The sequence below is a fragment of the Streptosporangium sp. CA-135522 genome (assembly GCF_050949235.1).
GTDB lineage: Bacteria > Actinomycetota > Actinomycetes > Streptosporangiales > Streptosporangiaceae > Streptosporangium.
Genome location: NZ_CP192026.1, coordinates 2,625,168 through 2,636,689 on the forward strand (window position 1 = coordinate 2,625,168; position 11,522 = coordinate 2,636,689).

General features: G+C 70.4%; 11 protein-coding genes. 5 read left to right on the forward strand and 6 right to left on the reverse strand.

Features of this window, described 5'->3' with window-relative positions; all coding sequences use genetic code 11:
- Positions 1–67: 67 nt before the first annotated feature.
- On the forward strand, positions 68–544 hold the full coding sequence (locus ACQPYK_RS12470; protein WP_433254339.1) for a MarR family winged helix-turn-helix transcriptional regulator: 477 nt from the start codon (positions 68–70) through the stop codon (positions 542–544).
- Between the two features lie 170 nt (positions 545–714).
- On the opposite strand, the gene ACQPYK_RS12475 is transcribed toward ACQPYK_RS12470, so the two are convergent.
- Positions 715–2,001 carry a Glu/Leu/Phe/Val family dehydrogenase gene (locus ACQPYK_RS12475; protein ID WP_433254341.1) on the reverse strand — a complete coding sequence of 429 codons (1,287 nt, stop codon included), beginning with the start codon at positions 1,999–2,001 and terminating at the stop codon, positions 715–717.
- 235 nt (positions 2,002–2,236) lie between these two features.
- On the opposite strand from ACQPYK_RS12475, the gene ACQPYK_RS12480 reads away from it, so the two are divergent.
- Entirely contained in the window at positions 2,237–3,799 is a 1,563-nt protein-coding gene (locus ACQPYK_RS12480; protein ID WP_433254343.1) for an alkaline phosphatase D family protein, read from the forward strand.
- 46 nt (positions 3,800–3,845) lie between these two features.
- Here ACQPYK_RS12480 and rocD read toward each other — a convergent pair whose 3' ends face one another.
- The 5 genes from rocD to ACQPYK_RS12505 all read right to left on the reverse strand — a co-directional run bounded on the left by rocD (position 3,846) and on the right by ACQPYK_RS12505 (position 8,909).
- A complete protein-coding gene (gene rocD, locus ACQPYK_RS12485) occupies positions 3,846–5,057 on the reverse strand; it encodes an ornithine--oxo-acid transaminase (protein ID WP_433254345.1) in 1,212 nt (403 codons plus the stop codon).
- A gap of 43 nt (positions 5,058–5,100) precedes the next feature.
- Entirely contained in the window at positions 5,101–5,895 is a 795-nt protein-coding gene (ddaH, locus tag ACQPYK_RS12490) for a dimethylargininase (protein WP_433254347.1), read from the reverse strand.
- A gap of 108 nt (positions 5,896–6,003) precedes the next feature.
- On the reverse strand, positions 6,004–6,477 hold the full coding sequence (locus ACQPYK_RS12495) for an Lrp/AsnC family transcriptional regulator (RefSeq protein ID WP_433254349.1): 474 nt from the start codon (positions 6,475–6,477) through the stop codon (positions 6,004–6,006).
- A gap of 150 nt (positions 6,478–6,627) precedes the next feature.
- Positions 6,628–7,335, reverse strand: coding sequence for a DUF5941 domain-containing protein (locus tag ACQPYK_RS12500; protein ID WP_433254351.1), 708 nt, complete (start codon positions 7,333–7,335; stop codon positions 6,628–6,630).
- Positions 7,332–8,909 (reverse strand): CDP-alcohol phosphatidyltransferase family protein, encoded by a 1,578-nt coding sequence (locus ACQPYK_RS12505; protein ID WP_433254353.1) that lies wholly within the window; start codon positions 8,907–8,909, stop codon positions 7,332–7,334. The genes ACQPYK_RS12500 and ACQPYK_RS12505 overlap by 4 nt, the downstream gene beginning before the upstream one ends.
- Before the next feature lie 162 nt (positions 8,910–9,071).
- Between ACQPYK_RS12505 and recO the strand changes: the two genes are divergently transcribed.
- The 3 genes from recO to ACQPYK_RS12520 are packed head-to-tail and all read left to right on the forward strand — an operon-like array spanning position 9,072 to position 11,394.
- Complete coding sequence (recO, locus tag ACQPYK_RS12510; protein ID WP_433254355.1) at positions 9,072–9,809, forward strand: DNA repair protein RecO; 738 nt, start codon at positions 9,072–9,074, stop codon at positions 9,807–9,809.
- Positions 9,806–10,585 (forward strand): isoprenyl transferase, encoded by a 780-nt coding sequence (locus ACQPYK_RS12515; RefSeq protein WP_433254357.1) that lies wholly within the window; start codon positions 9,806–9,808, stop codon positions 10,583–10,585. The genes recO and ACQPYK_RS12515 overlap by 4 nt, the downstream gene beginning before the upstream one ends.
- 44 nt (positions 10,586–10,629) lie before the next feature.
- Entirely contained in the window at positions 10,630–11,394 is a 765-nt protein-coding gene (locus ACQPYK_RS12520; RefSeq protein ID WP_433254359.1) for a crotonase/enoyl-CoA hydratase family protein, read from the forward strand.
- Positions 11,395–11,522: the final 128 nt, after the last annotated feature.

Consider the following 11,522-nt stretch of genomic DNA (forward strand, 5'->3'; position numbering starts at 1 on the left):
AGTATCCTCCTAAAAGGAGGGTCTTGGCAGGCCCGTTACTTAGCCGGGACACAGGCGGGAGACTCACATGGTGACGACCGGGCTGGGATCCTCGCTCGCCTACCTGCTCAGCCGGGCCGAGCGCAGCGTCAACCGCGGTCTCGCCGCCGCGGTGACCGCCGAGAACATTACGGTCGAGCAGTGGCGCATCCTGCGTGCCCTGGCCGACGGCCGGGGGCACTCGATGGGTGAGCTGGCCGAGGCGGTCCTGATGCCGCACCCGACGCTGACCAAGGCGATCGACCGGCTCATCGACCGCGCGCTCGTCTACCGGGGGCACGACCCGGCCGACCGCCGCAAGGTCGCGGTCTTCCTGGCCGATCGCGGGGCCGATGTGCTCACCCGGGTGGAGGGCGGGGTCGCCGGCCATCATCGGGTGATCGAGGCCGCCTACGGCACCGAGCGCACCGAGCAGCTCATGCGCGACCTGGAAGCGCTGGTCAGAGCCTTGGACGAGCCCTCCCGCCCGGTGGAGCGGGATCTGAGCGGTCCCGTCCGCTCCTGAGGCGGCACGGCTCGCTCCGCGTCCGCTCATCCGGTCGGCCGTGAGCTCGGCCCCGCGTGGGCGTCGGGCCGCTCATCCGACCGGTTCGCGGTCCGGCCTCCGCGTGGGAACCAGGCCGCCCGCCCGGTCAGCCTTTCGGCCCGGCCCACACGGGGACCGGGCCATCCGCGTCAGGGGTGCAGACCGCGCATCCGGTGGGCCTCGGCGACCCGGCCCACGCCGATGACGTGGGCGGCCTGGCGCAGGCTGATCCCGCGCTCGGCGGAGGTCTGCGCCACCGTGTCGAAGGCGCTCTCCATGAGCTCGCGGAGCTTGGCGTCGACCTCGCCCGCGCTCCAGGAGCAGGCCTGCAGGTTCTGCACCCATTCGAGGTAGGAGACGATCACGCCGCCCGCGTTGGCCAGGATGTCCGGAACCACCGTGGTCCCGGCGTCGGCCAGGATCCGGTCCGCCTCCGGGGTGGTGGGGCCGTTGGCGCCCTCCACGATCAGTCCGGCCCTGATCCGGGGCGCGTTCTGCGCGGTGATCGCGCCCTCCAGCGCCGCGGGGACGAGCACGTCCACGTCGAGCTCCAGCAGATCCTCGTGGGACAGGGCGTCGGCGTGGCGGTAGCCGTACACGCCGCCCGTCTCCTTCACCCACGTTCGCAGGTCCTCGACGTCCAGTCCGGAGCGGTCGATCACCGCGCCGGTGGCGTCGGAGACCGCGACCACGCGGCAGCCGGCGTCGGCGAGGTGGCGGGCGGCCGGCGCGCCGACCTTGCCGAAGCCCTGGACCGCGACGGTGCGTCCCTCGGGAGAGCCGGGCATGGCCTTGAGGGCCGCGATCAGCACGCCGCGGGCGGTGGCTCCGGTCCGGCCGAGGGAGCCGCCGAGTGCCGCCGGCTTGCCGGTCACCGCGCCGGGCACGGAGTAGCCGGCGTTCACCGAGTAGGTGTCCATGATCCAGGCCATGGTCTGCTCGTCGGTGCCGACGTCCGGGGCGGGGATGTCCTTGTCCGGACCGATGATCGGCAGGATCTCGTTGACGTAGCGGCGGGTGACCCGTTCCAGCTCCCGCGTGGTCAGCGAGCCCGGGTCCACCGAGACGCCGCCCTTGGCGCCGCCGTACGGGATGCCGACCAGGGCGCACTTCCAGGTCATCCACATGGCCAGCGCGGTGACCTCGTGGATGTCGGTGGAGGGGTGGAAGCGGATCCCGCCCTTGGCGGGGCCGCGAGTGGTGTTGTGCTGGACCCGGAAGCCCTGCACGACGTCCATCCGGCCGTCCTCGCGGCGGACGGGCACCGAGACGGTGAGCGAGCGGCGGGGGGTGGCCAGCATCGCGCGCAGGCCGTCGTCCAGGTGAAGCCGGTCGGCCGCCTGGTCGAGCTGGAACAGCGCGGTGTCGAGGGCCTGGCGGCCGGGACTGATGAGGGTGGTGGCTGCCGGCGTCGTTGACGGCACCATGAGAGTCATGAAGGAGAGCCTCCATACGATGGGGGAGCGCCATTGCTCCGCCCAGGGCTACGTGCGGGGTTTTTACCTACAAACTGGGTGTATTGCGATCTTATGACCGAGTTTTGTGTGTTTCCTCACTTCCGGACTGATCTGTCGTTACCGATCAGAGCGGTTGGGCACGGTGAGGGCAACGCGCCAATATGGCAGGCTCCTGTTCGGACGCCTGCCGTTCTGTAGTGCTGAGGGGATGGACGTGCCGGAACTTGTGGTCGGGCCGCTGCTGCGTTACGTGAATGAGACCGGCGCATCGGTGTGGGTGGAGACCAGCGAGCCGTGCGAGGTGACGGTCGAGGTCGGTGGGGCACGGTCGCAGGCGTCGACGTTCACGGTGCACGGCCACCACTACGCGATCGTCGACGTCGAGGCCGAGGGCGCCTACGAGGTCCGCCTGGCGGGGCGGGCGGTGTGGCCGCTGCCGGACCAGCCGCCCAGCCACATCCGCTTTCTCGGCCCCGGCGGACCCCGGCGGGTGATGTTCGGCTCCTGCCGGACCAGCGTGCCGCACGACACCATGCACGTCATCTCGCACGGGGTCGACGTGCTGCGCGCCTACGGCTGCAGCATGATGAACAGCCCCGTGGAGGAGTGGCCGGACCTGCTGCTGCTGCTCGGCGACCAGGTCTACGCCGACGAGCCGTCCGTCGAGATGCTGGAGTTCATCGCGAACCGCAGGGACGGCGAGCCGGTGGGCGAGATCGCCGACTTCGAGGAGTACGCCGAGCTGTACCGGCTGGCGTGGACCGACCCGGAGATCCGCTGGATCCTCTCGACGGTGCCCAGTGCGATGATCTTCGACGACCATGACCTGCGCGACGACTGGAACACCTCCGCCACCTGGCGCGAGCAGATGGCCAAGGTCTCGTGGTGGCCGCGCCGGGTGATCTCCGGACTCGGGGCCTACTGGATCTACCAGCACCTGGGCAACATGTCCCCGCAGGAGCGCGCGTCGGACGACCTGCTCAGCAAGCTGTGCGCGGCGGAGGGCGACGGAGCCGAGATCCTCGACGCGTTCGCCGAGCACGCCGACGCCGTTCCCACCGACAACCGGTGGAGTTACTCCCGCGACCTCGGCGACACTCGTCTGATCATGCTCGACTCCCGCTGCGCCCGGCAGCTGACCCCCGGGGACCGGCGCATGATCGACCCGGTGGAGTGGGAGTGGCTCACCGAGCAGCTCCGGGACAGCGGCGTCGAGCGCTTCGTGATCGGCTCATCGGTGCCGTTCCTGCTTCCGGCCGGCATCCACCACATCCAGAACTGGAACGAGGCCCTGGCCCAGGGGGCCTGGGGCAAGAGGGCGGCACGCTGGTCGGAGGCGCTTCGCCAGGCCGTCGACCTGGAACACTGGGCGGCCTTCCGCCGCTCCTTCGAAGATCTGTCCAGGCTGTTGGCCCGAACCGGCAAGCCCGTGATCCTGCTCTCCGGCGACGTGCACTACTCCTACGTCGCCAAGGCCGAGGGCCTGCCCATCTACCAGCTCGTCTGCTCGCCGATCCGCAACCCGCTGAGCCGCACGCTCCGCCTGGCCAACATCGTGGCCCAGTTCGGCCTGGCCACCCTGGTCGGCGGCTGGCTGTCACGCCTGGCCAAGATCCCCAAGCCTCCGTTCAAGTGGCGGATCGTCCACGGTCCGTGGTTCTCCAACGCCGTGGCCACGCTGTCGCTGGAGACCCGCCCGCTGTCGGTCCGCTGGGACACCGCGGCCGCCACCGAGATCTCCGAGGTCACCACGGTGAAGCTCGCCGGTCACGGGTGACCGGCCGGTACGGCTCACGCCGGCGGGCGTGAGCCGTACCGTGAGATCACTTCGCGAACTCCGCGAGGGCGTCGGCGAGCTGGTCGACGGCCCACAGAAGGTCCTCTTCGGAGATGACGATCGGCGGGGCGAGGCGGACGGTGGAGCCGTGGGTGTCCTTGGCCAGGACACCGCGGCGCATGAGGGCCTTGGAGACCTCGCGGCCGGTGGCCAGGGAGGGGTCGATGTCGACGCCCGCCCACAGGCCGCGGCCGCGCACGGTCACAACACCATGGCCGATCAGGCCGCGCAGCCTCTCGTGCAGCACCGCACCGAGCTCCTTGGCCCGTGTCTGGTACTCGCCGGTGTTGAGGATCTCGATGACCGCGTTGGCCACCGCACAGGCGAGCGGGTTGCCGCCGAAGGTGGAGCCGTGCTGACCCGGCTTGATGACGCCGAGCACGTCCTCGTTGGCCGTGATGGCCGAGACCGGGACGACGCCGCCGCCCAGGGCCTTGCCGAGCACGTAGATGTCGGGCACGACGCCCTCGTGGTCGCAGGCGAAGGTGTCGCCGGTGCGGCCGAGACCGGACTGGATCTCGTCGGCGATCATCAGGATGTTCTCGGCGGTGCAGAGCTCGCGGACCTGGGTGAGGTAGCCGTCCGGCGGGACCAGCACGCCGGCCTCGCCCTGGATGGGCTCCAGCAGCACCGCGACGGTGTTGGCGTCGACGGCCTCGCGGATCGCCTCGACCGAACCGTATTTCACGATCCTGAAGCCCGGGGTGTAGGGGCCGAATCCGTCATGGGCGTCGGGGTCGGTGGAGAAGCTGACGATCGTGGTGGTGCGGCCGTGGAAGTTGTCCTCCATCACGATGATGTTGGCCTGCTCCGCAGCCACGCCCTTGACCTCGTAGCCCCACTTGCGAGCCACCTTGATCGCGGTCTCCACGGCCTCGGCGCCGGTGTTCATCGGCAGGACCATGTCCTTGCCGGTGAGGTCGCCCAGCCCGGCGGCGAAGGTGGCGAACTGGTCGTGGAAGAAGGCGCGGCTGGTCAGGGTGAGTCTGGCCAGCTGCTCCTGGGCCGCCCCGACGATCTTCGGGTTACCGTGACCGAAGTTCAGCGAGGAGTAACCGGACAGGCAGTCCAGGAACCGCTTCCCCTCCACGTCGGTGACCCAGGCGCCCTGCGCCTCGTGGATCACGATGGGAAGGGGGTGGTAGTTGTGCGCGCTGCGGCGCTCGCTGAGCTCGATGAACTTGTCTGTGGTGGTCATCCGATATTCGCCGTTTCCTTGGTCTTTGCCGTTCTACCTGCGGTTATCCCCGGATCTCAAGCGTGCAGCACTTGGGTCCGCCGCCTGCCTTGCGCAGCTCGGACAGTTCGACCGGGATGACCTCGAAGCCGTGGCGCTTGAGCTCCAGCTGAAGGTTGGCCGCCTCGGCGTTGATCACCACGCGGGTGCCGTCGCTGACTGCGTTGAGGCCTAGCACGGTCGCGTCGTCCTCGTCCGCGATGATCGCGTCGGGGAACAGATTCCGTAGCACTTCCTGACTCCCCGCCGAGAAGGCCCCCGGGAAGTATGCCACGTTATGTCCGTTTAGTGGGAACAGTGCGGTGTCCAGGTGGTAGAAACGCGGGTCCACCAGTTGCAGCGTCACCACCGGACGGCCGAGGAACTCCTGGGCCTCCTTGTGCGCGGTGATGTCGGTGCGGAAACCCGTTCCGGCCAGCACCACATGGTCCAGCGTGAGGAAGTCGCCCTCGCCCTCATTGGTGAACGCCGCCTCGTGCACCCGGTCGTAGCCGTTGTCGACGAACCACTTCAGGTACGCCGGCCCCTCGGCGGCGCGCTCCCGATGCGTGAACCGCGCGCCGTACACCCGGCCGCCGACGACCAGCGCCCCGTTGGCGGCGAAGACCATGTCCGGCAGGCCCTCCACCGGGTCGATCAGGCTGACCCGGTGACCGATCTCCTCATAGGCGCTCTTGAGTCCCTCCCACTGCCGGATCGCGACCTCGCGGTCGGCGCCGGCCTCGGGATCCATCCACGGGTTGATCGCGTACTCGACCGCGAAGTGGTCAGGCCGGCACATGAGGTAATGCCTCGTCATGGAGAACCCCGTAAAGGACGTCGTGGCAGGAATGGCAACAGCCTAAGAACGGGGTTCGCGCGGGCCAAGAGCCTGCTCTTGCGTGTTGGCGCGGGTCTCTTGCGTGCTTCAGGCGACGAACGTCGATTCGTTGTGCGAGGTGATCAGCGGGGTGGCGATCAGTCGTGAGAGCACGATGGAGCTCTTGGTCCGCACCACGAACGGCTCCGAGGCGATGCGCTCGATCACCTGCTCCACATGGCGGACGTCGGTGGCTCTGATGTGCAGCAACGCGTCGGCCTCTCCGGTGATGGTGCACGCCGAGACCACCTCGGGAAGGCGGGCGACGGCCACCCCGATCTCCGACGGCGAGGTCTTGCCCGCGCAGAACAACTCCACGTAGGCCTCGGTGGTCCAGCCGAGCGCCGCGGGTTCCACCCGCGCGGTGAACCCGGTGATCGCTCCCGTCTCGCGCAGCCGGTCCACCCGCCGTTTCACCGCCGACGCCGACAGGCCCACCTTCTGCCCGATCTCCGCATAGGTGCTACGGGCGTCTTCGACGAGCGCCCCGATGATGTCACGGTCCAGCCGGTCCAGTTCCACGCTGCTTTGTAACACAACGGGCCGGCCCGCTTCGCACCGCCGCGGCCCGCGCCGGTCCGCGGACCGGGGCCCGCAGAGACGATCGAGGGCCGCGACGGTCCGTCGCGGCCCTCGGTCGTTGTTGTGGCGGATGTGTGTCGGACGGGCTCGTCAGGCGGGCTCAGCCTCGCCGGTCGCCTGCTCCATGGCCTCCTCCGGGGAGGCCTCCAGGTCGTCACCGGCCTGGGCGAGCGCCGACGCCTTGTCCAGCCGGACCCAGCTCGTCACGCTCTCGATGGCGAACAGCACGCCGAGGTAGAGGGTGAGAGCGGCCAGCACCCAGGTCAGCACGCCGAGTGCGGCGCCGGCGCCGATCAGCAGCAGCCGGAGCTCCCAGCCCAGCCCCGCCCGGAACACCCAGGCGGGCGGCCAGATGCTCTGCCGGGTCCGGTACACCGTGTCGTAGGTGTGGTAGCCGATGACGTAGATCAGCACGAACAGCAGCCACTTGGGCGCGTCCGCCGCCAGGCCGATCAGGATGATCGTGAGGAACTCGGCGCCCCGGATCAGCGGCGGCACCAGCCAGTCGAGCTTGCCCAGGTGGTCGCGGGCCGCGGTCGGCAGCACCAGGACCACCATGACCACGGCCGGGACCAGCAGCACCGGGCCCTTGTCCAGCAGTCCGGTCACCGCCATCGCGGCGATCGCCAGCAGCGCGACGAGCGTGGCCGGCACCGGGGGCAGCCCCGGCCCCACCTTGTCGCGCAGCGCCGTCACCAGCGGGCCGTCGTCGCGGTAGGCGAGCAGACGCGCGGTCTGCACGCGCAGCCGCTCCTCGTAGGGGTCCGGAGCGGGGGTGGTCTGCGGCTGGGTGATCATGCGAGTGACCTCATCAGGCGTCCGGTGAGCGAGTAGGCGGTGGCGATGCCGCCCCAGATGATCAGGGTGATGAAGGTGACCCGGGCGTCGAAGAAGGCGCCGACGATGGCGATGGCCGCGAAGCGCTCACCGATCGGGAAGACGATCATCTTGCGGGCCCAGTGGACGGCCCGGTTCCTGCCCGCCTTGCTCCACATCCTCAGCAGCCCGCGGATTCCGCCGCTGCGTGCGATCTTCCGCTGCTCCAGCGCCGCGCGCAGGTCGGTGTCGGCGCTGATGGCCAGCGGCACCGAGGGAAGCGGCGACGGGGGCTTGCGCCGGTTGGCCGCGCCGAAGGAGAAGTCCAGCAGGTGCTTGATGGACTGCAGGCCGAGCGCGACCAGGGCCAGCGTCCACACGTCGCCCACGCCGGAGACGGCGGCGCCGACCGCCAGGCCCGCGAAGACCACGTATTCCTTGAAACGGTCGAAGGTGGCGTCCAGCCACGCCCCGAGCACGCCGAACTTGCGGGCGTAGCGCGCGACCTGCCCGTCCACGCAGTCGAACACGAACGCGAAGTAGATCAGGATGCCGCCGGCGACCATCCCCGCCCGCGCGCCGGTGGCGAAGCACGCCGCCGAGGCCACGCCCAGGGCGATCGAGATCAGCGTCACCTGGTTGGGGGTGAGCCCGCGCCGGGCCGCCCAGCGGGCGATGAAGCGCGAGTAGGTGCTGACGAAGTAGGTGGTGAAGAAGCCGTCGGCACCCTTGACCGCGTTGTTCAGCCGAGCCTTGTCCTCGTTGTAGGTGGACATCTCGGCCAGTGCCTCGTCGGCCTGCTCGCGGCTCTCCACCCGGCGGAAGAACAGGTCGCGGCGGCCTCGGATGCCGACCGAGACGCCTCGCCGTACGAGACCCAGGACCAGGAGCTGGACCAGGTCGTCCTCGGGGCCGAGCAGGTGCGCCATGTCGGCGAGCTCGCGGGCCGCCTCGGCCAGCGTGACCGCGTGCTTGTGGTGCAGGTGCAGCGGGCCCAGCAGGACGGCGTTGGGCCGGGTCACCGCGTGGTAGGCGGAGCCCACCGAGATCACCCGGGACTTGCTGGCGCGCACCCGGACCGGCAGGCCCTCCAGGACCCGGTCGCCGATCTCCGGCTCCGCCTCGTCGACGGGGACGTCGGGGACGATGGTGTCGCCGTTCTCGTCCTCCTCGCGAGGCTCCTTGGTGATCAGCGCGAGCGCTCCGCGCTTCGACTTGGTGATCTGGTAGATCAGCTCGTCGTGGACCAGCGAGTTGGCCGGGAGGATGAGCATGTTCTCGGTGGCGTGCTCGACCGCGTCCGCCACGGCGCGCAGGTCGCCGGCCAGATCGGAGGTCTCGACGAGCCGGCCGGGAAAACCCCGGTAGGCCGGCGCGTCGCCCGTGCGGGCGATCGTCACCGGCGCGGGGTCGAGCGAGGCGAGCTGGCCGTGCAGCTTGCCGATCACAGTGGGGCAGCCGGGAAGCGCGGGCAGAGTCAGCGCGGCGGACGGCGTCGACTGGCCGGGAGCGGCATCGGGGCCGGGCGATGAGCCCAGCAGGACCACGCGGGGCATGGCACCCTTTCGTGCGGGGGCGGGGTGAAACATGGCGCGGGGAGTTCGCCAGAGGCCAAAGTTTAGTGAGTTTTGGATGAACAACACGCACCCGTGATCCATCTGTGGCACTTGATCGTGCTTGACGCCGTGTCAGGCGGGGTATCCCACTAGACTGACCAGGTGAGTCTGTACCGTGACGACGGCATCGTGCTGCGCACCCACAAGCTGGGTGAGGCGGACCGCATCGTCACCGTCCTGACCAGGCGCACCGGCAAGGTCAGGGGGGTCGCCAAGGGAGTCAGGCGGACCACTTCGCGGTTCGGCGCCCGCCTGGAGCCGTTCACCCACGTGGACCTCCAGCTCCACACCGGCCGCACGCTCGATGTGATCACTCAGGCCGAGACGATCCGCCCGTACGGCGAGGCGCTCGTCGCCGACTACCCGCGCTACACCGCGGGCAGTGCGATGCTGGAGACCGCCGACCGGTTGACCCTGGGGGAGAAGGAGCCCGCGCTCCGCCAGTTCCTGCTGCTCGTCGGCGGTCTGCGCACGCTCGGTTCCGGGGAGCACGAACCCCGGCTGGTCCTCGACGCCTATTTCCTGCGCTCGCTGGCCGTCGCCGGTTACGCTCCCGCCCTGGAGTCGTGTGCCCGCTGCAAGGCCCCCTCGGTACGGGCGTTCGCCATCGTGGCGGGGGGCGTGGTGTGCGGAGGCTGCCGTCCCGCGGGGGCCGCGGTGCCCGCGGGAGAGACGCTCGCGCTGATGGTCGCGCTGCTGAAGGGCGACTGGCTCACCGCCGACGCCTCCGAGGGCCGGCACCGCGCCGAGTGCAGCGGGTTGGTCGCCGCCTACCTCCAGTGGCACCTGGAGCACGGCATACGCTCTCTCCGACACGTAGAAAGGGAGCTCGCCCAGTGAACGTCCGTCCCCCGGTCCCGCACCCCTCCGGCGCCACCCCGCCCCCGATCCCGCGCGATCTCGTGCCCCGGCACGTGGCGATCGTGATGGACGGCAACGGCCGGTGGGCCAAGCAACGCGGCCTGCCGCGGACCGAGGGCCACAAGGCGGGGGAGGCGTCGCTCTTCGACGTCATCGAGGGCGCGATCGAGCTGGGCATCCCCTACCTGTCGGCCTACGCCTTCTCCACCGAGAACTGGAAGCGCTCTCCTGACGAGGTGCGCTTCCTGATGGGCTTCAACCGCGACGTCATCCGCCGCCGCAGGGACGAGCTCCACGCGATGGGCGTGCGGGTGCGCTGGGCGGGCCGCCCGGGGCGGTTGTGGAAGAGCGTCATCCAGGAGCTTCAGGACGCCGAGCGGATGACCGAGCGCAACTCCACGCTGACCCTGCAGTTCTGCGTCAACTACGGCGGCCGCGCCGAGATCGTGGACGCGGCGCTGCGCCTGGCGCAGGACATCGCCGCCGGGCGGGTCAAGCCGGGCCGGGTGAAGGAGGAGACCTTCGCCCGCTACCTGGACGAGCCGGAGATCCCGGATGTCGACCTCTTCGTCCGCTCCTCGGGCGAGCAGCGCACCTCCAACTTCCTGATCTGGCAGATGGCCTACGCCGAGATGGTCTTCCTCAACCGCCTGTGGCCCGACTTCGATCGCCGGGACCTGTGGGAGGCCTGCGAGACCTACGCCAAGCGCGACAGGCGGTACGGCGGAGCCGTGCCGAACACGGTTACCGAATAATGTTATGTTCCGGGTGACGCCGACCCGTTGAGAGGTGCTCCCGGATGAATGTCAGGATCGAACGCGACGGGCCGGTCACCACGTTCGTGCTGTCGCGCCCCGAGGCCCGCAACGCCGTGGACGGGCCCACGGCCGCCGCTCTGGCCGACGCCTTCCGCGCCTTCGACGCCGATCCGGACGCGGCGGTGGCCGTGCTGTGGGGCGAAGGGGGCACCTTCTGCGCCGGAGCCGACCTCAAGGCCATCGGCACCGACCGGGGCAACCGGGTGGCTCCCGGCGGCGACGGGCCGATGGGGCCGACCCGGATGCGGCTGGGCAAGCCGGTGATCGCGGCGATCGCCGGGCACGCGGTCGCGGGCGGCCTGGAGCTGGCGCTCTGGTGCGACCTGCGGGTGGCCGAGGCGGACGCGGTGTTCGGGGTCTTCTGCCGCCGCTGGGGCGTCCCGCTCGTCGACGGCGGTACCGTCCGGCTGCCGCGGTTGATCGGGGTCGGCCGTGCGATGGACATGATCCTCACCGGGCGTCCGGTGCCCGCCCGGGAGGCCTGGGACATGGGCCTGGTCAACCGGGTGGTCCCGGCGGGAAAGGCGCGTGAGGCCGCCGAGAGCCTCGCCGCCGACCTCGCGCGCTTCCCGCAAGAGTGCATGCGCGGCGACCGGATGTCGGTGCTGGAGCAGGAGGGGCTGGAGGAGGGGGAGGCCATGGCGGGCGAGCTGCGCCACGGCGTGAACGCCCTGCCCGGCGCGGTGACCGGGGCCGCCCGCTTCGCCGCGGGCGCCGGGCGCCACGGCGACTTCGACGCGCTCTGACCGGCCGCCTTCTGCGATGGGGCGGGCTGCCGGGCGCCGGGTCTTCGGTCCTTTCCGCCCTTTCCGTCGTGCTGGAGGGCCCACCGCCGTGGTGGAGGGCCTACGGAGGCCGGGGGCGTCACGGGCCA

What these genes read in the sequence shown, in the direction of transcription:
- ACQPYK_RS12475 (WP_433254341.1), bottom strand. Translation starts at nt 2,001, where the DNA reads ATGACTCTCATGGTGCCGTCAACGACGCCGGCAGCCACCACCCTCATC.
- rocD (WP_433254345.1), bottom strand. Translation starts at nt 5,057, where the DNA reads ATGACCACCACAGACAAGTTCATCGAGCTCAGCGAGCGCCGCAGCGCG.
- ACQPYK_RS12520 (WP_433254359.1), top strand. Translation starts at nt 10,630, where the DNA reads ATGAATGTCAGGATCGAACGCGACGGGCCGGTCACCACGTTCGTGCTG.
- ACQPYK_RS12470 (WP_433254339.1), top strand. Translation starts at nt 68, where the DNA reads ATGGTGACGACCGGGCTGGGATCCTCGCTCGCCTACCTGCTCAGCCGG.
- ACQPYK_RS12500 (WP_433254351.1), bottom strand. Translation starts at nt 7,335, where the DNA reads ATGATCACCCAGCCGCAGACCACCCCCGCTCCGGACCCCTACGAGGAG.
- ACQPYK_RS12505 (WP_433254353.1), bottom strand. Translation starts at nt 8,909, where the DNA reads ATGCCCCGCGTGGTCCTGCTGGGCTCATCGCCCGGCCCCGATGCCGCT.
- ddaH (WP_433254347.1), bottom strand. Translation starts at nt 5,895, where the DNA reads ATGACGAGGCATTACCTCATGTGCCGGCCTGACCACTTCGCGGTCGAG.